Raw genomic sequence first — 20649 nt, forward strand, 5'->3', positions numbered from 1 at the left:
GTGATGCTTCCCGGGGCGAGGCCCGCGCGCGGCTCCTAATGCAGCCGCGCCTTGGCGCGCGCCCGTGTCAATCCTTCCGCAAAAGACACCGCCGTGTCCAGACCCCTGCCGCTGCCCAATGCGACGACCGCAGGCCGGCTGCGCGACAGGAGCGCACGGGCCGCGTCCCGCGTCGATTCGATGCTGACGGCGTCGATCCGGGCAACCAGTTCCTGCACTGTCTGCGGCCGCCCGTAGGCCAGCACATGCCGGGCGAGCTGCTCGGCGCGGGAGGAGCAGCTCTCCAGCGCCATCAGCAACCCCGCCTTCATCTGTGCCTTGGCTCGGGCGATCTCGGCCTCAGTCAGCGTCTCCACCGATTCGTTCATGATGTCGACCACGACCTCCATCATCTCCGGCGCATCGGCGGGATCGGTGCCGGTATAGAGGCCGAAAAAGCCGGTATCGGTGTAGGGGGCGTGGAAGGTGTAGATGGAGTAGCAGAGGCCGCGCTTCTCGCGCACCTCCTGGAACAGGCGCGACGACATTCCGCCGCCAAGGACATTGGTGAAGACCTGCAGCGAGAACAGCGAAGGATCGGTCTGCGGTACCCCCTCGAGCGCCAGCGTCAGATGCGCCTGCTCGAGCTCGCGATGCACCACCTTGGCGCCGCCCTGGCCGAACCGAGCGGCCTGCGGCTTCGGCCCGGGCGTCCCCTCGAAGCTCGCAAAACGCTTTTCGACCTCGGCGACGACCTGACCGTGGTCGACCGCCCCGGCCGCGGCCACCACCATGTCGGGCCCGCGATAATGCGTCGACAGATAGCCACGCAGCATGTCGCGGTTGAAGGCGCGCAGCGTCTTGGCGGTGCCGAGCAGCGAACGGCCCATCGGCTGGTCGGGATAGCAGAGCTCGTTCAGATGCTCGAACACGACGTCATCGGGCGTGTCCTGCGCGGCACCGATCTCCTGCACGATGACGTTCTTCTCGCGCTCCAGCTCGTCGGGCTCAAAGGCCGGATTGGCGAGGATGTCGGCGAGCACGTCGAGCGCGAGCGGCACGTCGGCCTTTAGCACCCGCGCGTAATAGGACGTGGTCTCGGTCGAGGTGCCGGCATTGAGGTCGCCGCCGACCGCCTCGATCTCCTCGACGATCTCGCGCGAGGAGCGCCTGGTCGTGCCCTTGAACGCCATGTGTTCCAACAGATGCGAGATGCCGTGCTCGTTCGGCTTCTCGTCGCGTCCGCCGACGCCGGCCCAGACACCGAGCGCCGCCGTCTCGAGGTGGGGCATCTCGTCGGTGACAACGGTGAGGCCGGAGGCAAGCTTGGACATCTCGACGCTCATCCGGCAACTCCCTGCTTTGCGGCGCGGCTGGCGGACAGCACGAACCGCTCGAGCTCGACCTGATCGTTCTTCATCACCCTCATGTGTTCGGATTTGGTCATCAGGCCGTCGAGCCAGGCCGGCAGTTGCGGCCGCTGGCCGCAAGCCGCCTCGACGGCGTCGGGGAACTTGGCCGGATGGGCGGTGGAGAGCACGATGCTCGGCACCTTCGTATCGGTGGTGTCGCGGTCCGCGACGGCGAGCGCCACGGCGGTATGAGGATCGACCAGCTCGCCTGCTTCGCGCCAGGCGGCGCGGATCGCAGCCGCAGTCTCGGTCTCGTCAGCGCGCCCGGCATCGAACTCCTCGCGGATCGCGGCGAGTGTCGCATCGGGTAGCACGAAGCGGCCGGACTGCTTCAGCTGTTCCATCAGGCGACGCACGCCGGCGCCATCGCGCCGGCCGGCCTCGAACAGCAGCCGTTCGAAGTTCGAGGAGATCTGGATGTCCATCGACGGCGATGCCGTCGCGTGCACGTCACGCACCTCGTAGATGCCGGTCTTCAGCGTGCGCGCCAGGATGTCGTTGACGTTGGCGGCGATGCGCAGGGTGCGCACCGGCAGCCCCATGCGCTTGGCGACGTAGCCGGCGAAGATGTCGCCGAAATTGCCCGTCGGAACGACGAAATCGACCGCGCGCGCCGGAGCACCGACCGCGACGGCAGAGGTGAAATAGTAGACCACCTGCGCGACGATGCGCGCCCAGTTGATGGAATTGACGCCGGAGAGCGAGGTCGCATCGCGGAAGCGATGGTTGTTGAACATTCCCTTCACGAGCGCCTGGCAGTCGTCGAAGGTGCCCTCGATGGCGAGCGCATGGACGTTGGCCGCGCCCGTCGTGGTCATCATCCGCCGCTGCACCTCGGAGATGCGGCCGTGCGGAAACAGCACGATCAGATCGACGTTCTCGAGGCCCGCAAAGGCTTCGACCGCGGCGCCGCCGGTATCGCCTGACGTCGCGACCACGATGGTGGTGCGCTGGCCGCGCTTTTCGAGCACATGGTCCATCAGCCGCGAGATCAGCTGCATCGCCACGTCCTTGAAGGCGAGCGTCGGACCGTGGAACAGCTCCAGCACGAACTGGTGCGGGGACATCTGGCGCAGCGGCACCACCGCAGGATGGCGGAAGGTGGCATAGGCCTCGTTCGCCATGCGCCCGAGCTCGGCGTCGGAAATCTCGCCACCGGCGAAGGGACGAATCACGTCGACCGCGACCTCCCAATAGGGGCGGCCGAAGAAGCCGGCGATCGTCTCGCTCGGAAGCTGTGGCCACACCGCCGGCACATACAGGCCGCCGTCGCGGGCAAGCCCGGTCAGCATCACGTCACAAAAGCCGAGTTCGGGGGCTTCGCCCCGGGTCGAGATATAGCGAGTCAAACTGCCCTCCAAAGGCGGCCGGGCCGGAGCTCGACCCTTAAGCCTTTGATTTTACGTAATTACTTGTCAACAGCCGGTGGCTTTGAACCACCATAGAGTGTTTTGCGGCATCGGGAAACCGCTTCCGGCGTACCCCCTCGCCCAATGAAAAAGGGCTGCGGCATTGCCGCAGCCCTTCTCTTGGAAGGCCTGTCGTTGTGTGCAGACCAGTTGCCTCGTCGGGGTCGCCGAACCCTCAAAACTGTTCCGGCAAGCTTTCGTCGCCTGTCACGAAATCGTCAAGTCCAAAACCCCGCGCGTGTCGAAAATGTTCCTATTCTTCCCGATCCGGCTCTGGTTCGCTTTTTGCAGTTGCAGCAAGTCCCGGCCGTGATCCTGACTCTGAACTCCGCTTTTTCCCGAATCAGTCGCGGGAACGAATACAGCCTCGGCCCATTGTGTCGGCGGATGGGTGTCAGCCCGTTGTCCAATGCATTGCCCGGCCAACGGCGGCGTCGATTCGTCGGCCGAACCGCTGCATCCCGGAGCAGCCGGTTCGGTCGATGGCGAAAGTCAGTTCATCCCGATTTCCACTGCGATCCGGATCAGGTCGGAATGGTTCTTGGCGCCAAGCTTCTGCTTGAGCAGGGACGTGGTGTTAGCGACCGTCTTGTAGGAGATGCCGAGCGCCTCGGCGACCTCGACGATCTTGTCGCCGCGTCCGAGCAAGCGAAGAATTTCGAGCTCCCGCGGCGTCATCTGTGACGCGGGGTTGGCCTTGATCGCCGCGCCGGAAAACGTCACGGCTTCCGCAAGCTGCGGCGAGATGAAGTTGTCACCCGCGACCACCTTGCGCACCGCTTTGAGCAGGATCCTGGGATCGTCGCCTTTGGAGACATAGCCCTGCGCCCCGAGCTCGACGGCCCGCACGACGAACGCCGGATCGTCGTTCATGCTGAACATGATGATCTTGGCGTCGGGGTCGTCCTTGCGGATGCGCCGCATCAGCTCGAACCCGGAGACGTCGGGCAGGCTGATGTCGATCACGGTGACGTCGGGCCGCTTGCTGACATAGGCGCGATGCCCGGATTTGGCATCGCTCGCCTCGTCAATGCGGATTGAATGGTCGGATGCGAACAGGGTGCGGCAGCCGGACAGCACCACGGGATGGTCGTCGACGATCAGGACCCTCGTCGCCAGCTTGGCGGTATCTTGCATCGCGCACTCTCTTGTTTTTCGACTCATAGCCCGCCGGGAATAAATGGAAAGAGCAAATCCGGCCGATACGCGTTAGAATTGACCTAATGTGGCGACGACTTTCGTTCCGAACGCAATTGTTTCTCCCGCTCGGCGCGAGCCTTCTCGCAGCCCTGATCCTGGGCGGCATATTACTGCAGATATTTGCACCAGGTCAGGTAGCTGATGAACACGAGCCGGCTCGACGCTCGATCCAGACCATCGCCGCCGCGCTCAACAGCACCCTGCGCGCATCGGACAATCCGCAAAAGACCCTCGATGCATTTGTTCAGTCCTTGGACGCCTCCACGGATATTCAATTCCGCCGCATGGACGGAGGTCCCCCGCCTTCTCCGAAAGACTTGCGCAACCTGAAGAAGGTTCCGCAATGGTTCGTCAACCTCATCACCATACCAGAGATGGAAGCGGCGTTTCCGATCGTCATAGACGGCAGACATGTCGGCGATATCGTGTTCTTCCCGGACATATCGGCCGACTTGTTCGAGAAGTGGATCGGCTTCCTTGCGCTGACCAGCCTGGTCGCTGTCCTGATGGTGCTCACCGGCACCGTTGCCTATGTCTTCGCCGGTTCGGCCCTGCGCCCCCTGCAACATCTCGGCGACGGTCTTACGCGGATTCGGCGCGGCGACTACGCAAGGCCGATCCCGGTCGGAGGACCGCCGGAGATTCGGCAGAGCTGCGAGGAAGCCAATGCGCTGGCAGCGACACTGGCGCAACTCAGCCAGGACAATCGCGATCTGATGCACCGCCTGGTGTCGCTGCAGGATGACGAGCGGCGCGATCTCGCCCGCGAACTGCACGACGAGCTCGGGCCCCTCCTCTTCAGCATCCGCGCCGGCACGATCGCGCTGACCGATGCCTCCGAGCCAACGGGACATCTCGGCAATTCGGCACAGGACCTGCTGCAATCGGTCGAGGCCCTGCAGCAGACCAACCGCCGCATCCTGGACCGGCTGCGGCCGCTCTATATCGAAGAGCTCGGCCTTTCGAGCAGCGTGCAAACGCTGCTCCGGAATTTTCGCAAGCAGGCACCTCATATCGTGCTGACGGATGCGATCGATCGCGATCTCAGCGCAATCGGCGGACCGCTGGCGCAGACCGTCTATCGAGTGATCCAGGAGGCACTGACCAACGTGCTGCGACATGCCAACGCGGGCAACGCACATGTGCAGGCGACGGTTGCCGACAAGACGCTCGTCGTCGAGATCTCCGACGATGGCGGCGGTTTCCCTGCGGACAACGTCTTCGGCCGGGGCCTGACCGGCATGCATGAGCGCGTGCGCGCGCTCAGCGGATCGCTATCGCTGTTGCGCGTGGATGACCGAACCTACGTGCGCTGCCGCCTTCCGGCGGAGACGATGCGGGACGTTCCGTCACCAGGCTAATTCAGCAGGCGCAACCATCATGCGCATTCTGTCGCGCCGGTTCGCACAGCGTGCTGCGGATCTTGCCATCCGGGCTGAAGCGGAACGAGGCCTGAATGCGCAGCGCGCCGGCGACGGAATATTCGAGGTGGACGCCGTGGGGCGCGGGATTGATCTCTTCCAGCCCGAACCCCGCCGAGGAGAAGGCGCTGAGCCGCGGCTGCCAATAGGCCTCGATCTCGCTCCGGCCACGAAAGCGCCGCGCGCCGTCGCAGGTGCATTCGAGCTGCGCGTCGTCGGCATAGAGGTCGAGCAGGGCTGTGAGGTCGCCCTTACGGCAGGCATCCACCCAGTCGACGATAATTCCCATCTGGTCGAAATCACTCACGCCGCACCCAATCTGCCGCGGACAATATTGGCGGCTTAGAACCACCCTCGTGAATATGCGCTGAATAATAAACCCCGGGCGATACCGGGTTCCCTCGATGGACCTGCCAATGAGCTCAGCTCTGCCGCCGGCCTCCTGCCCACACGCCGAAGGCGATGAGCACGGCGCCTGCAAGCGTGAACCAGGTGATTGCATATTGCAGATGGTCGTCCTTGAGATTCACCTGGAGCGGTCCCGGACGCGGGATGCCGTTCGCCGGCGCGGGCCGTTCGAGATCGATATAGAACGGCGCAACCGTGCCCCAGCCCAGCACGCTTGCGATTGCCAGATGATCGCGCACGAACCAGAGCCGCTTGCCGCGATTCTCCGCCGGAGTCAGCCAGCTTGGCGCCTCGGGAAAGCGCAGATAGCCGGTGAGCTCAACCGGTTGGCCCGTGACGAGCTTGTTCACCGCGCGATCCTCGACGCCGCGGTCCTGCATCGTGTTCTCGACGAAACCCGCGTCGATCACGACCATCTCGCCGCCGGGAAGCCGCGCCGGCAGGAACGCCCAGGTGCCGGGGCCGGAGGCGTCCTTGCGCACCGCCGAGCCGGAGGAATAGACCATTGCATCGGGGAGGGCTGCGTAGGTCGCGGTGAAGCTGACGCGGCGGAATTCGTCGCGGGCGGGATTGAGCGCGGCCCATTGCGCGGACGGCGGCAGCGCAACCGGCGCGGCCGCAAGCCGCTCGGTGAGCGCCGCAATCAACTCGTGCTTGGCGGTGCGGCGCTGCAGCTGCCAGACACCGAGCGCCACGAACACAGCCGTGAGGAACAGCGTGAACAGCGCGAAGCCGGCCACGGGGGCCTTGCGCGACGCAGGCTCGTTCATTTCGCGCGATCGACCAACCGGCCCGGCGCCGCCTTGTGGTGGAATTGCAGCGCGATCAGCAACGACTTCATCGAGCGCAGCGGCAACAGCGTGGTGGCGAGGATGAGCGGCAGCCAGAGCACCGCATGCAGCCAATATGGCGGCTGGTATTTGACTTCGACGATGAGGGCGCACGCGACGACGATGCCGCCGGCCAGCATGATGATGAAGATCGCCGGGCCGTCGCCGGTATCGATGAAGGCATAGTCGAGCCCGCAACGGTCGCATGCGGGCGCGAGCGTCAGAAAGCCCGCATAAAGCTTGCCTTGGCCGCAGCGCGGGCATTTGCAGGCAAGCCCACGCAGCGCGCTTTGCAGGACGGTGGTTTCGGACGGGGGTGTGCCGGCACTGTCGTTCATGATGGCGGACTCTATCACAGTTTCCGACGAAACTTCGGGCGGCCGGAAAGCGAAAGGGCGGCCCTGCGGCCGCCCTTCCTGATCGGTTCGATCGGGCTCAGTGCGCGGCGCTGGCCATGGTCTCGGCGCCGCGTCCCCAGACGTAGATGCAGAGGAACAGGAACAGCCAGACCACGTCGACGAAGTGCCAGTACCAGGCCGCGAACTCGAAGCCGAGATGCTGCTTCGGCGTGAAGTGGCCGGCATAGGCGCGGAACAGGCACACCAGCAGGAAGATGGTGCCGACCAGCACATGGAAGCCGTGGAATCCGGTCGCCATGAAGAACGTCGCGCCATAGACGTTGCCGCCGAAGGAGAACGCCGCGTGGGCGTACTCATAGGCCTGCACGCAGGTGAAGAGCGCGCCGAGCACGACGGTGAGGATCAGGCCATACTTCAGGCCCTGGCGGTCGTTCTCGAGCAGCGCATGGTGCGCCCAGGTGACGGTGGTGCCTGACGTGAGCAGGATCAGCGTGTTCAGCAGCGGCAGATGCCAGGGATCGAAGGTCTCGATGCCCTTCGGCGGCCAGGTGCCCGGGACCGCGCAGGCGCCGGGCTGCGTGCCGAGGCCGCAACCGAACACCGCATCGCGGGTGGCGTGGACGGCATCGGCCGGAAACAGCGCCGCGTTGAAATAGGCCCAGAACCAGGCGACGAAGAACATCACCTCGGAGGCGATGAACAGGATCATGCCGTAGCGGTGATGCAGCTGCACGACCCGGGTGTGATCGCCCTTGTACTGGGCCTCCTTGATCACGTCGGCCCACCAGCTCGCCATGGTGTAGAGCACGCCCACGGTGCCGACGCCGAATACGATCGGCGCCGCCGAGAACATGTGGTGCATCCAGGCGACCGCGCCGACCGCCATGATGAAGGCCGAGAGCGAGCCGACCGCCGGCCAGGGAGAGGGATCGACCAGGTGATAGTCGTGATGCTTGGTGTGCGCCGTGGCCATTTCCGTCTCTCTCCTCAATCCCGTGCCTGTCCGGCACTTATCCCCTTGCGTCCAACCGCCTGCGCGTGAGCCCTGCGGTCAAAGATTTCCCTTGCGCTTGTCGGCTTCGCCCGATGCCAGCGGTTTCACCACGGGATCGCGCACCGGATAGAACGTGTAGGACAGCGTGATCGTGCTCAGCCCGTCGTTCTCGTGGTCGGCGGCGATCGACGGGTCGACGTAGAACACGACCGGCATCTCGCGCTTCTCACCGGGTGCCATGGTCTGCTCGGTGAAGCAGAAGCAGTTGATCTTCTGGAAATAGGCGCCGACCGTCAGGGGCGCGACGTTATAGGCGGCCTGGCCCGCAGTGGCGCGCGCCGCCTGGTTGGTCACGGTGTAGAAGACCGTCACAACCTGGCCGATATTGACCTCGATCTCGCTCTGCTCCGGCTCGAACTTCCAGGGCAGGCCGGGCGCGACGTTGGAATCGAACCGCACCGAGATCTTCCGCGCGATCGGGCCCGTGGCCGGCGCAGAGGTCGCCACTTGCGTCGTGCCGTTGAAGCCGGTGGCGCGGCAGAACCAATTGTAGAACGGCACCGCCGCGTAGGAGGCGCCGACCATCAGCGCGACCACGCCGCCGCAGATGGACGCGACCACCACATCGCGCCCCAGCCCGCGGCCCTTGCCCGGGTTGCGATGGCCCGGCTTGGCGCTGACGTCCTGCGATATGGTGGGCTCGTGATCCATGTTTCCTACATCGGCCGCACGAGCACGGCCGGCCCCTTGACCATGGTGACGGCGAAGAACAGCACCACGAGCACGCCGAGCGCCAAAGCGATGGCGATGGAGCGCTGACGACGGCTCTTCCGCTGCGCCTCGGTGAGGACGATTCCTTCCGGCTCGGGTTTGTCGGCCATCGCGGTGATCATGCGCCCCCAACCATCGGAGCAAGCGCCCGGTACACGACCTCGGCCAGCAGGGTCGCAAACAGCGCGAACAGGTACAGGATCGAGAAGGCAAACAGCTTGCGAGTCGCGCGCAGCGACTGGCTGCGCTCGCGGCGGAGATAGACGTTGATGGCGAGCACCAGCATGCCGGCACCGAGGATCAGCGAAACCACGCCGTAGACGGCATCGAAATAGCCGAGCGCCCAGGGCGCGGCGGCGACCGCGATCAGCACGATGGTGTAGAGCAGGATCTGCAGACGCGTGGCGTCGGGACCGGCGACGTTCGGCAGCATCGGAATGCCGGCGCGCGCGTAGTCGTCGGAGCGGAACAGCGCCAGCGCCCAGAAATGCGGCGGGGTCCAGAAGAAGATGATGGCGAACAGCAGCAGCGGCTCGACATCGACCGTGCCCGTCACCGAGGCCCAGGCCACCACCGGCGGCAGCGCACCGGCGGCGCCGCCGATCACGATGTTCTGCGCGGTCCAGCGCTTCAGCCACATCGTGTAGATCACGACGTAGAAGAAGATGGTGAAGGCGAGCAGCGCACCCGCGATCCAGTTGACGAGGATGCCGAGCGTCATCACCGAGAAGAAGGCGAGCGTCATGCCGAACGCCATCGCCTCGGGGCGGGTGATGCGGCCGCGCGGGATCGGCCGGTTCGCCGTGCGCGACATCTTGGCGTCGATGTCGCCTTCGAGCGCCATGTTGAGCGCCCCGGAGGCACCGGCGCCGACGGCAATGCAGAGCAGCGAGGTGATCGCCAGCACCGGGTGGAAATGCCCCGGGGCCATCGCCATCCCGACCAGCGCAGTGAAGATCACCAACGACATCACCCGCGGCTTGAGCAATGCGAGATAATCGCCAACCTCCGCTTCGGAGATGTGGGGATTGATGTCGATGGCGTTGTGGTCGAGGACGGACACTTAGATCTACTCGCTTCGTTACAGCGCCGCGGCGCCCGTCACGGGCGCCGCGGGGGATTGGTTACTGCACGCGGGGCAGCACTTCGAACTGATGGAAGGGCGGCGGCGAGGACAGCGTCCACTCCAGCGTGGTCGCGCCGGCACCCCAGGGATTGTCGCCTGCCGGCACCCTCTTCATGAAGGCGTCCAGCACGCAGTAGAGGAAGATAAGCACGCCGAAGCCGGAGATGTATGAGCCGACCGACGAGACCAGGTTCCAGCCCGCGAACGCATCGGGATAGTCGATGTAGCGGCGCGGCATGCCGGACAGGCCGAGGAAGTGCTGCGGGAAAAACACCAGGTTGACGCCGACGAAGGTGACCCAGAAGTGCAGCTTGGCAAGGCCCTCATTGTACATGTAGCCCGACATCTTCGGAAACCAGTAGTACCAGCCGGCGAAGATCGCGAATACCGCGCCGAGCGACAGCACGTAGTGGAAGTGGGCGACGACGTAGTACGTCTCCTGGAGCACGCGATCGACACCCGCGTTCGCCAGCACGACGCCGGTCACGCCGCCGACCGTGAACAGGAAGATGAAGCCCACCGCCCAGATCATCGGCGCGCGGAATTCGATCGAGCCGCCCCACATCGTGGCGATCCAGGAGAAGATCTTCACGCCGGTCGGAACCGCGATGACCATCGTGGCGGCGACGAAATAGGCCTGCGTCGCCGAGGACATGCCGACCGTGTACATGTGGTGCGCCCACACCACGAAGCCGATGCCGCCGATCGCGACCATGGCATAGGCCATGCCGAGATAGCCGAACACGGGCTTGCGCGAGAAGGTCGAGACGATCTGGCTGATCATGCCGAAGCCGGGCAGGATCAGGATGTAGACCTCGGGGTGACCGAAGAACCAGAACAGATGCTGGAACAGCACGGGGTCGCCGCCGCCGTCGGGGGCGAAGAACGTCGTGCCGAAATTGCGGTCGGTGAGCAGCATGGTGATCGCACCGGCGAGCACCGGCAGTGACAACAGCAGCAGGAACACCGTCACCAGGATCGACCACACGAACAGCGGCATCTTGTGCAGGGTCATGCCCGGCGCGCGCATGTTGAAGATGGTGGTGATGAAGTTGATCGCGCCCAGGATCGAGGAAGCACCGGCGAGGTGCAGCGACAGGATCGCGAAGTCAACCGCCGGGCCGGGATGGCCCGAGGTCGACAGCGGCGCGTAGATGGTCCAACCCGCCCCGACGCCGTTGGAGCCCGGCTCGCCCTCGACGAAGGTCGACATCAAGAGCAGCGCGAACGATGCCGGCAGCAGCCAGAACGAGATGTTGTTCATGCGCGGGAACGCCATGTCTGGCGCGCCGATCATCAGCGGCACGAACCAGTTGCCGAAGCCGCCGATCATCGCGGGCATGACCATGAAGAAGATCATGATTAGGCCGTGCGAGGTCACGAACACGTTGTAGGTATGGGCCTCGTGGAAGACCTGCACGCCCGGATACATCAACTCGGCCCGGATCGCGATCGACATCGCCGCACCGATGATGCCGGCGACGACCGCGAAGATCAGGTACATCGTGCCGATGTCCTTGTGATTGGTCGAATAGACGTAGCGCCGCCATCCGGTCGGATGGGCATGCTCGTCATGATGCGCGTGATCGCCGTGTGCCGCTGCGCTCGTTGCCATTTTCAAATCCTGCCTTGCGTCCCATTCGGACCTTTGGAGGTCCCACCCTTATCGCTTTCAGTCCCTCAGGCCGCCCCCGGCGCTTACTGCGTCGGGCCGGCCGCGGAGGCGTAGGTGCTGGTGCCGCCGCTCGCAAATTTCTTCTTCGCCGTCTCGACCCAGGAGGCGAACTCCTGGTCGCTCACCACGCGGATCGCAATCGGCATGAAGGCGTGATCCTTGCCGCACAGTTCCGAGCACTGACCGTAGTACATGCCGGTCTTGGTAGCCTTGAACCAGGTCTCGTTCAGACGGCCGGGAATGGCGTCGATCTTGACGCCGAAAGCCGGCAGCGCGAACGCATGGATGACGTCCGCACCCGTGGTCTGGACGCGAATCACCTTGTTGACCGGCACCACCATCTCGTTGTCGACGCCGAGCAGACGGGGCTGCTTGTCCTGCGCCATCAGCGAATCGAATTCGAACTTGCCGTTATCCGGATAGGCATAGGACCAGTACCACTGCTTGCCGGTCGCCTTCACGGTCAGGTCCGCTTTCGGAATGTCGAGCTCCAGGAACAGCAGCCGGAACGACGGCACCGAAATGCCGACCAGGATCAGCACCGGGACGAGCGTCCAAGCCACCTCGATCAGCGTGTTGTGGGTGGTCCGCGACGGCACCGGATTGGCCTTCGCGTTGAACTTGACGACCACGATCACGAGCAGCGCCAGGACGAACAGCGTGATCAGAGTGATCAGCACGAAGAGGAAGTTATGGAACCAGACGATGTTGTCCATCACCGGGGAACCGGACTGCTGAAGCGTCCACTCCCACGGCGCCGGCTGCCCGAGCTCGGCCAATGCCGCACCACCCGTCGCCAGCGTGACTCCAGTCGCCACCAAGGCGATGGTGGCCAATCCCAGCAATTGCCGGCCCACCCGACCCATCGACATCCTCATGTCGTTCGCGCTCCCCTTCCGAGATCACCCCACGTGCATTCCCCTGCTTGCGGGAAACGCTTATTCGATCCGCCAGTCCGACAAACCGCCACGCAAGAATACCTCTAAGAGGAATTGGGGCCAGATCGCTAGAACGCGAAATCAAGCCTCTCAAACCATAATTCTTGATCTATCGCAATGCAGTCTTGAGCCCCGCCTGCCAGCCATCACCGGCAAGATATTTCCCAGCAAGATCAGACAAAAATACCGTTTCCCGGGACGCTGCGGCTTGACAGCGGAATTGCCCGCGGTAGGCACTGGAAGACTGCCACGCGGCAGCCTGATTCGTGCGGGCAATGGCGGTGTGGGCGGCGCGGAATTTGCTTGGGAATCGCCTTCAAGACGCCGTCATTCCGTATCAGTCCGCCAGATCAGTCCGCCAAGCGCGAGCAACCCAGGCGAGCAGAGGGACCGACCCGATGGGGCTTTCGAGATCGATGGCAAGGCCGGCGAACGGCATCCCGGCGCTCGCCGGCCTCGTGGCTGCGATGGTCCTGCTGGCGCTGCCGGGGCTCGCCCATGCGCAGGGCGCGGTGCGCTCCGTCCATGGCGACTGGCAGATCCGCTGCGACACCCCGCCCGGCGCCCAGACCGAGCAATGCGCCCTGATCCAGAGCGTGGTGGCCGAAGACCGCTCCAATGCCGGCCTGACCGTGATCGTGCTCAAGACCGCCGACCAGAAGAGCCGGCTGATGCGCGTGGTCGCTCCGCTCGGGGTCCTCTTGCCCTCCGGCCTCGGGCTCAAGCTCGACAACCAGGACGTCGGCCGCGCCGGCTTCGTCCGCTGCCTGCCCAATGGCTGCGTCGCCGAGGTCGTGCTGGAAGACAAGCTGCTCGGCCAGCTCCGCAGCGCCAAGACCGCGACCTTCATCATCTTCGAGACGCCGGAAGAAGGCATCGGCTTCCCGCTCAGCCTGAACGGACTGGGTGAGGGCTATGACAAGCTGCCGTAGCAGCGGCTAACCTTGACAATCCTTTTGTTTCCGTAATGTGAGGCTTCGCGCTCTCGCGGAACCGATCCGAAACCATTATCTTGCCCCACATCCCCGGCTAATGGACGGACGCATGACCAATCCTGCCACGACCTCCCTGCTCGACCGTGCCAATCTCGACCGCGACCAGGTTCGCAGCGAGGTCGCGCGTGGGCTTTCCGGCGCCGACGACGGCGAGCTGTTCCTGGAATACAGCCAGACCGAAGCGCTGATGTTCGACAATGGGCGGCTGAAGCAGGCGACCTACGACACCTCGCAGGGTTTTGGCCTGCGCGCCGTCAAGGACGATGCGGTCGGCTACGCGCATTCCTCCGACGTCTCGCTGCCGGCGCTGATCCGCGCTGCCGATGCGGTTGCCGCCGTGCGCGGCGGCTACTCCGGCAGCTTCTCGGCGCCGCCGCCGCATACCAATGTCCGCCTTTATGGCGACGCCAATCCGCTGGATGCGCCGGGCTTCGAGACCAAGGTCAAGCTGCTCGCCGAGATCGACGCTTACCTGCGCGACAAGGATCCGCGGGTGCGGCAGGTCAGCGTGAGTCTCGGCGCGACCTGGCAGGTCGTCGAGATCCTGCGGCCCGACGGTGAGAGCTATCGCGACATCCGTCCGCTGGTGCGCGTCAACATCTCCGTCGTCGCCGGCCAGGGCGACCGCCAGGAGAGCGGCAGCAAGGGCTATGGCGGCCGCGCCGGCTATGCCGAGTTCATCGAGAGCAGGAATTGGCGCGAGGCCGCCGACGGCGCGCTGCGCGAGGCGCTGGTCAATCTGGAGTCGATTCCGGCGCCCGCCGGCGAGATGGACGTCGTGCTCGGCGCCGGCTGGCCCGGCGTGATGCTGCATGAAGCGGTCGGCCACGGCCTCGAGGGCGACTTCAATCGCAAGAAGACATCTGCTTTTGCGGGCCTGATGGGCCAGCAGGTCGCGGCCAAGGGCGTCACCGTGGTCGACGACGGCACCATCGCCTCGCGCCGCGGCTCGCTGTCGATCGACGACGAGGGCACGCCGACCAATCGCACCGTGCTGATCGAGGACGGCATCCTGGTCGGCTACATGCAGGACCGCCAGAACGCACGGCTTATGAACATGAAGCCGACCGGCAACGGCCGTCGCCAGGGTTATGCCCATGTGCCGATGCCGCGCATGACCAACACCTACATGCTCGCCGGCGACCGCGATCCGGCCGAGATCATCGCCTCGGTGAAGAACGGCGTGTTCGCCGCGAATTTCGGCGGCGGACAGGTCGACATCACCTCGGGCAAATACGTGTTCCAGTGCACCGAGGCCTACAAGATCGAGAACGGCAAGATCGGGGCGCCGCTCAAGGGCGCCATGCTGATCGGCAACGGACCGACCGACCTGCATCGCATCCGCATGATCGGCAACGACCTCGCACTCGACACCGGCATCGGCACCTGCGGCAAGAACGGCCAGGGCGTGCCTGTCGGCGTCGGCCAGCCGTCGCTGCTGATGGAACGCATCACCGTGGGTGGAACCGGCGCATGAGCGTTGAAGACAAGGTCACGGTCAGCCCCAAGCGCAAAAGCAGCGGCTGGGGCGGACAGATCGCTCAGCTCGCCGGCATCGTCGCCGCGGTCTTCATCGCCAAGGGTGCGCTCGCCGAGCCGTTCTACGTGCCGTCGGGCTCGATGGAGCCGACGCTCCTGATCGGTGATGCGCTGCTCGCCTCGAAATTCCCCTATGGCTACGGCACCTCGTCGCTGCCGATCCAGATCAGCCTGCCGGAAAGCGGCCGCGTGTTCGCGGAGACGCCGAAGCTCGGCGACGTCGTCGTCTTCCGCTGGCCCGGCGATCGTTCGCAGGCCTGGGTCAAGCGCGTCGTGGGCCTGCCCGGCGACCGCATCCAGATGCGGCAGGGCCAGCTCTTCATCAACGACCGTCCGGCCGAGCTGAAGCCGGACGGCGTCGGCGCCGCCGAGAACGACAGCGGCGGCAGCGAGCCCGCCTATCGCTATGTCGAGACGCTGCCGAACGGCGTCTCGCATCTGATCTTCAAGATGCGCGACAGCGGTCCGCTCGACAACACGCCCGAGGTGACGGTGCCGGCGGGACATCTGTTCGTGCTCGGCGACAACCGCGACAATTCCGCCGATAGCCGCGTGCCGCTGCGCTCCGGCGGCGTCGGCCTGCTGCCGATCGACAATCTGATCGGCCGTGCGGACGCCGTGGTCGGCTCCTGGGACCTCGGCATGCGCAGCCAGCCGGTATGGACCTGGCTGTCCGGATTCAGGCTGTCGCGGTTCTTCACCGCCGTGAAGTGAAGCTCCGGACAGCCTCGCCGCAGGGTTGCATCGACCAAGTAGCTGATGCAAGAATGGAGCGTCCCTCTCGAGATCGCTGGACAATCTATTCGGGGGCCCAATAACTAGTAGACAGTCAATTTCTCTGCACCAAATATAGCACTGATTCGCCGAAACAGGTTCGTTCATGCCAAGACTTTTCGAGCCAGATCCAGAATTCTCCTGTTATTTCAAGAATTTACATCAAGTTTTTATGTACATCACGGATCGCTGCAACCTTGAATGCGAGCAGTGCATATATAAGCCGAGCATCTCCCACTTCATAAACGAGGAGATAGAGCTCGAGACCGCACTGGACCTACTCACAACGTTTCGGGGAATTGGCGCGTCCAAGGTAACGTTTCTTGGCGGCGAGCCCACGATCTACGGGCATCGTCAAGCCGGTAGACCTCTGCTCGATTTGATCGAGGGCACACGGAAAATCGGGTACGAGTACATCCGGCTCGACACGAACGGACAAAAGACCAAACAGTTCTTGGGGGAGCCAAGCTTCAAGAAGCTAGATGAGATTGCGTTTAGCCTAGACGGGTATTCACCTGATACGAACGATCCGCTTCGCGGCAAGGGCACATTCATCCGGGTAGTAGATGCCATTCGCGAGGCAATTTCCGTCGGCTATCGTGTTACCATCACCTGTTGCGTCCAGAAGCTCTTTCTAGATCGGGGCCCGACCGGCGTGCTCAAGCTCGAAACGATGATACGTTTCGCCGAAGACCTTGGCGTCCACCAAATCAATTTTCACGACCTTTTTAAAGTTGGTATCCCCATGGATACCTGGACCGGAAACTTCGCACCAGAGCCGCACGAGTGGATGCCGGTTTACGATGAGGTCTCCCGGAAAATGCGGGAGCGGCAGTTTGCCATTTCGGTGCGTCTGCCCCAGTGCTTTGTGACCAAATCCGAATTTGCCAGGAACCCAGAATTCTACGGCTACTGCCCGGTCAAGCTAGGCGAACGAGTCATGGTGCATCCGAATGGCACAATTCGTATCTGCTCCAATCTTATCTGCACAGGTTATGGCGTTGCACGTTACTACGATGGACGCATCGAATGGGATCGCTCATCTGGAAATGAGACGGTTGGCCACGACTTGACCCGCCACACACCCTGCACCAATCGGAGCAGGCATCGGAAGTATGGCGACCTCGTTCCCGTCTGCTTCTCCTTTAAGCCCGGTCAAGAAGAACACGTTTGGCAAACAAGGCTAGACTGGGACAGTCGACAATCTCTGGAGAGCCAAAAGCGTGCGCTTGGACAAGGATGATGAACTCGCTCTGAGAAACACACTAACAGCAGCAGGCTTCTCCGGGCAGCTGCCAGAGTTCAGCTGCCTAGCGTTCAGCAAGCCTGACGCCGCTGGCAACAAAGCTGTTCACGCAAAAGCCAACGAGCAGTTGCTCGCGGCCCTGTTGGAAAATCAGCCTGGGCAATGCATCCACATTACCGGAGAAATGCGTGCACTCGCCGACCCATTCCACAGAAGGCTATGCGCGGAACTCGCCAAGAGATCAAAGACCCGTTTCATTGTCGTCTACAATATACAAGACGATTACCCCCAACTGACGGGCATAAACAAGTGGGCACAGACTTGGAAATCGAAAAATTGGACGGACCGCCTCTCGGCGATCAATCTAATAGGAGACTCGATTGTCGATGTACGCGGCAACAAGACTCTTTCTGATATTCAATACTCCGTATTCGGAAACAAGTATGTGCTCCTTCAGGAAAAGCACGTGGACGAGGGGGGATCTTCGACTCCTCTCGTAAAAAGAGTCTGGCTCTTAGAGTCTGAGGGCCTCAATGAGTTTTTTTCGGACCGAGCCACAAAAATTGCCGAGGAATCTAAAGATGTTCCAGAGGCTCTCTTCAAGAGATTTTCTGCAAAGATCCATGGTGTAGTTGCGCAGACCATTCTTAGAAAACTGGCGACCGGCGATACGATGTCCGCTGAGCAGGTCGTTGATGATGCGATGCGCCTGTTCGATCCCGAAGCTAAGACTGACTTAGATGCTCTAAAGGCCATAGGTTTCATAAAGGATGCCGGTGATGGCACCCTCTCCATCTCGGCGGAAGGAGATCAATATCTAAAGGCCATAAAATGACGTTTGATCGTGACCGACTCGTCACCTTCTGGAAGCAAGCAGTCGATCCGCTGCTTACGAACGGTCCATTTCAAGCGGCAAGAGAACAGCGCGATCAGAGAGGAATCGAGTTCAACGTCCGCATCATAACCTTGGGCGGAGAGTACGCTTTATCCCCTTACGTAGAAGGCCTTGGAGCCTTTCTTTGTACGTACGGATTTAACACCCATATAGAGCCTGGCGTTAGCGTTCCCATCTCGAAAAGAACTGATTTTCAGGATTCGGATATTATCATCGTATTCCCGTTGTCGAGTGATCTTGAGACTCTCTGCTTGGAACTCGCTCAAGACCATGCCGCTCGCATGATCGTGTGCGTACCCAGTGGAGACGATGGGAAGGTCTATTGCAGGCTGATCCGCGAGAAGTACGGTGTAGAAACGGTCACCCTCCAGGCTCATGATCCGCTCAAGGCAAACACTTGCCGATGCGGGGTAGATCTGGCGAGGCATTGCGCCAACTATCTCATGAAGAAGGTCAATCAGACCATCCGGCAGCTTCGTCTGAGGAATACCGTAGTCGTTCTCATTCATGGCATTCGGACGCGAGCTCTGTGGCAGGGTCCTATTCGTCAGACACTTGAAAGGGCAGGGCTCGTCGCGATTCCGACCAACTACAACAAACTAGACGTCGTTCGCTTTCTATTGCCATTCGAGTTTACGAAGAGACGTACCATTCGACGCGTGGAGTCTGACGTTCGTTCTGTCCGGGCGAAATTCCCCGAGGCCGATCTGTCAATTCTTGCACACAGCTTCGGAACCTTCATAACTGGACGGCTTATTCTCAACGAGGAGCATAACTTTAGTCGGATCGTATTATGCGGGAGCATTCTTCCAATAGAGTTCGAATTTGCGTCAGCGGCGAGCAGATTTTCTGAGATTGTGAACGAGGTTGGATCGAGCGATATTTGGCCAGCCGCAGCGGCTAAGCTAGGGAGAAGGTACGGACCGACCGGCAGTTTTGGGTTCAATCGGCCGTTCGTGAGAGACCGCAGACATGCCAAGTTCGGGCACAGTAGCTTTCTCAACGCCGAATTTTGCAAACGATTTTGGGTGCCTTATTTCTGTGATGGCGAAGTGGACGCGGGAGATGCCGATGCATCGCCGTCACTTCTCGTGCGACTCATCGACTCTATGCCCTCAGTCTGGGTGACATTCTGGGTCTCCATCGCCTTGTTGTCTTCGACTTCGATTTATCGATTCTTCTTCTGATGAAGATCGCCACGTGGAACATAAACGGTTTGAGGTCGAGTGTTCGCGCAGGCTTTCAAGAATGGCTCGGCGCCACGAAAAGCGACGTTGTTTGTCTTCAAGAAGTGAAAACAGAAGAAGATTTGCTCGGGAACCTCTGGTTTCCCGGATATAATGCATACTGGTTTGGCGCTGATCGATCGGGCTATAGTGGAGTTCTGACCCTCGTATCAACACGGATCAATCCAATTTCCATTCAAAAGGGGATCGGAGATCCTGACATTGATCGCGAAGGACGCGTACTTCTCGTGGAGCTAGGCGACCTTGAGATCGTAAACGTTTACGCGCCCCACAGCCACAGAGCACTTACTCGTCTCGATTTCAAACTGCACTTTCTTCGCCGACTTGAGGAGTTCATTGCGGAGCGGAGAAGGCGTGGTAAACCGCTAATTGTTGTCGGAGATCTAAACGTCGCCCTAGAGGAGCGGGACGTAGCTAATTACGCATCGAATCGGAAGAACGCCGGCTTTCTCCCTGAGGAGCGGTCCTGGCTCGATGCCTTCCTGAAGAGTGGTTTTTCGGACGCATTTCGCGTCTTTTGCGAGGAGCCCGGCCACTATACTTGGTGGAGTCCGATCAAAGGCGTCAGAGAGCGAAACATCGGATGGCGATTAGACTACATCCTCGTGGACAAGAGGCTCACACAGTCTCTCAAATCCTGCTTCCATATGCCCGAACAAAAGGGCTCCGATCATTGTCCGGTAATAGCGGAATTACTCCCGATCGCTCTCCAGATTGAGCCGTCAGGGAGCTAATCGCCGCTCAGAGAGCTGCCCTACCGCACCACGCCCGACGTGAACCCGGCCTTCCTTCGCGGCGGCTTGATTTCCTTCTTCAGGAAGCAGCGGGCCTCACGGCCGGTGTAACCGGGCCGGGCATAGGTGAAGGCGCGGCATTTGTTGTCGGCGGTGCAGGCCGCCTTGCAGGCCTCGACGCTTTCGCCGTCCTTGAGCTCGAAATTGCGCAAGTCGCCGCCCGGGCGGTCGATCGACGTCTCGACGCCTTCGACGCGAGGCTCGATCACACCGGCGCCGCGCACCCCCGAAATGCAGCAACTTCCCGGCACGCGGGCCGGCACGGTGTTCTTCAGCCAGCACACCGCCGAGCCGCCTTCGACATCGGGATAGTTGAAACTCCAGGAGCGGCAGCGGCGATCGCGCTCGCACAAAAGCGCGCAATCCTCGGGATCGCCGGAGGTGACGGGCGTACTGAAATAGTCGCCGCCGGGCCGGTCGAACGCCGTCTGGGCAAGCGCCGGCGCGCTCGCAAACGCAAGCGAAAGCAGCGTGACGGATGCCGCAGCGCTGGCCATGATGGCCCCGGACAGGCGGCCCTTCCTCATCGGAATAGCTTTCGAGTTATTGACGACGCTCAGGTTTTCCAGCCGATCATTTGATCGCCACAAACCTGTATGGGCGATGAACGGCTGAATCCCGGATGGCCGGCTTCAGA

General features: G+C 62.4%; 21 protein-coding genes. 8 read left to right on the forward strand and 13 right to left on the reverse strand.

Annotated features, from left to right (window positions below):
* Positions 1-35: 35 nt before the first annotated feature.
* The 3 genes from I6F12_RS26170 to I6F12_RS26180 form a co-directional block, all read right to left on the reverse strand.
* Positions 36-1325: a pitrilysin family protein gene (locus tag I6F12_RS26170; protein ID WP_036020577.1), complete on the reverse strand. Its 1290-nt coding sequence runs from the start codon at positions 1323-1325 to the stop codon at positions 36-38.
* On the reverse strand, positions 1322-2740 hold the full coding sequence (gene thrC, locus I6F12_RS26175; RefSeq protein ID WP_225157538.1) for a threonine synthase: 1419 nt from the start codon (positions 2738-2740) through the stop codon (positions 1322-1324). The genes I6F12_RS26170 and thrC overlap by 4 nt, the downstream gene beginning before the upstream one ends.
* A gap of 552 nt (positions 2741-3292) precedes the next feature.
* The gene (locus I6F12_RS26180) at positions 3293-3937 is read right to left on the reverse strand and encodes a response regulator transcription factor (protein ID WP_028178165.1); all 645 of its coding nucleotides are present in this window, start codon (positions 3935-3937) and stop codon (positions 3293-3295) included.
* A gap of 86 nt (positions 3938-4023) precedes the next feature.
* On the opposite strand from I6F12_RS26180, the gene I6F12_RS26185 reads away from it, so the two are divergent.
* Positions 4024-5361 (forward strand): histidine kinase, encoded by a 1338-nt coding sequence (locus tag I6F12_RS26185; RefSeq protein WP_225128518.1) that lies wholly within the window; start codon positions 4024-4026, stop codon positions 5359-5361.
* Position 5362: 1 nt separating this feature from the next.
* Here I6F12_RS26185 and I6F12_RS26190 read toward each other — a convergent pair whose 3' ends face one another.
* From I6F12_RS26190 to coxB, 9 genes are all read right to left on the reverse strand, one after another.
* Positions 5363-5728, reverse strand: coding sequence for a nuclear transport factor 2 family protein (locus I6F12_RS26190; RefSeq protein ID WP_035996598.1), 366 nt, complete (start codon positions 5726-5728; stop codon positions 5363-5365).
* A 115-nt stretch (positions 5729-5843) separates the two neighbouring features.
* Positions 5844-6599, reverse strand: coding sequence for an SURF1 family cytochrome oxidase biogenesis protein (locus I6F12_RS26195; RefSeq protein ID WP_225157539.1), 756 nt, complete (start codon positions 6597-6599; stop codon positions 5844-5846).
* Entirely contained in the window at positions 6596-6997 is a 402-nt protein-coding gene (locus tag I6F12_RS26200) for a DUF983 domain-containing protein (protein WP_035996593.1), read from the reverse strand. Before I6F12_RS26200 ends, I6F12_RS26195 begins: the two co-directional genes overlap by 4 nt.
* A 97-nt stretch (positions 6998-7094) precedes the next feature.
* A complete protein-coding gene (locus I6F12_RS26205; protein WP_035996590.1) occupies positions 7095-7991 on the reverse strand; it encodes a cytochrome c oxidase subunit 3 in 897 nt (298 codons plus the stop codon).
* Positions 7992-8069: 78 nt separating this feature from the next.
* Positions 8070-8723, reverse strand: a complete 654-nt coding sequence (locus I6F12_RS26210; protein WP_035996588.1) for a cytochrome c oxidase assembly protein — start codon at positions 8721-8723, stop codon at positions 8070-8072.
* Positions 8724-8728: 5 nt separating this feature from the next.
* A complete protein-coding gene (locus I6F12_RS26215; RefSeq protein WP_035996586.1) occupies positions 8729-8905 on the reverse strand; it encodes a hypothetical protein in 177 nt (58 codons plus the stop codon).
* On the reverse strand, positions 8902-9846 hold the full coding sequence (locus tag I6F12_RS26220) for a heme o synthase (RefSeq protein ID WP_035996584.1): 945 nt from the start codon (positions 9844-9846) through the stop codon (positions 8902-8904). The genes I6F12_RS26215 and I6F12_RS26220 overlap by 4 nt, the downstream gene beginning before the upstream one ends.
* Positions 9847-9907: 61 nt before the next feature.
* Positions 9908-11524 (reverse strand): cytochrome c oxidase subunit I, encoded by a 1617-nt coding sequence (gene ctaD, locus I6F12_RS26225; RefSeq protein WP_035996582.1) that lies wholly within the window; start codon positions 11522-11524, stop codon positions 9908-9910.
* 83 nt (positions 11525-11607) lie between these two features.
* Positions 11608-12462 carry a cytochrome c oxidase subunit II gene (gene coxB, locus I6F12_RS26230; RefSeq protein WP_035996579.1) on the reverse strand — a complete coding sequence of 285 codons (855 nt, stop codon included), beginning with the start codon at positions 12460-12462 and terminating at the stop codon, positions 11608-11610.
* A gap of 458 nt (positions 12463-12920) precedes the next feature.
* On the opposite strand from coxB, the gene I6F12_RS26235 reads away from it, so the two are divergent.
* The 7 genes from I6F12_RS26235 (at position 12921) to I6F12_RS26265 (ending at position 19952) form a co-directional block, all read left to right on the forward strand.
* Complete coding sequence (locus I6F12_RS26235) at positions 12921-13454, forward strand: invasion associated locus B family protein (protein WP_225157540.1); 534 nt, start codon at positions 12921-12923, stop codon at positions 13452-13454.
* A 112-nt stretch (positions 13455-13566) separates the two neighbouring features.
* Positions 13567-14994 carry a metalloprotease TldD gene (tldD, locus tag I6F12_RS26240; protein ID WP_225157541.1) on the forward strand — a complete coding sequence of 476 codons (1428 nt, stop codon included), beginning with the start codon at positions 13567-13569 and terminating at the stop codon, positions 14992-14994.
* The gene (gene lepB, locus I6F12_RS26245) at positions 14991-15770 is read left to right on the forward strand and encodes a signal peptidase I (protein WP_225157542.1); all 780 of its coding nucleotides are present in this window, start codon (positions 14991-14993) and stop codon (positions 15768-15770) included. The genes tldD and lepB overlap by 4 nt, the downstream gene beginning before the upstream one ends.
* A gap of 166 nt (positions 15771-15936) precedes the next feature.
* The gene (locus I6F12_RS26250) at positions 15937-17073 is read left to right on the forward strand and encodes a radical SAM protein (RefSeq protein WP_225157543.1); all 1137 of its coding nucleotides are present in this window, start codon (positions 15937-15939) and stop codon (positions 17071-17073) included.
* Entirely contained in the window at positions 17060-17911 is an 852-nt protein-coding gene (locus I6F12_RS26255; RefSeq protein ID WP_225157544.1) for a hypothetical protein, read from the forward strand. Before I6F12_RS26250 ends, I6F12_RS26255 begins: the two co-directional genes overlap by 14 nt.
* Positions 17908-19158: a hypothetical protein gene (locus tag I6F12_RS26260; protein ID WP_225157545.1), complete on the forward strand. Its 1251-nt coding sequence runs from the start codon at positions 17908-17910 to the stop codon at positions 19156-19158. Before I6F12_RS26255 ends, I6F12_RS26260 begins: the two co-directional genes overlap by 4 nt.
* On the forward strand, positions 19158-19952 hold the full coding sequence (locus I6F12_RS26265) for an exodeoxyribonuclease III (protein ID WP_225157546.1): 795 nt from the start codon (positions 19158-19160) through the stop codon (positions 19950-19952). The genes I6F12_RS26260 and I6F12_RS26265 overlap by 1 nt, the downstream gene beginning before the upstream one ends.
* 20 nt (positions 19953-19972) lie before the next feature.
* Here the strand turns inward: I6F12_RS26265 and I6F12_RS26270 are convergent, their stop codons facing one another.
* Entirely contained in the window at positions 19973-20539 is a 567-nt protein-coding gene (locus tag I6F12_RS26270; RefSeq protein WP_225157547.1) for a PAN domain-containing protein, read from the reverse strand.
* Positions 20540-20649 lie beyond the last annotated feature (110 nt).

The organism is Bradyrhizobium sp. IC4059 (assembly GCF_020193615.1).
In the GTDB taxonomy this organism is placed as follows: Bacteria; Pseudomonadota; Alphaproteobacteria; order Rhizobiales; family Xanthobacteraceae; genus Bradyrhizobium; species Bradyrhizobium yuanmingense.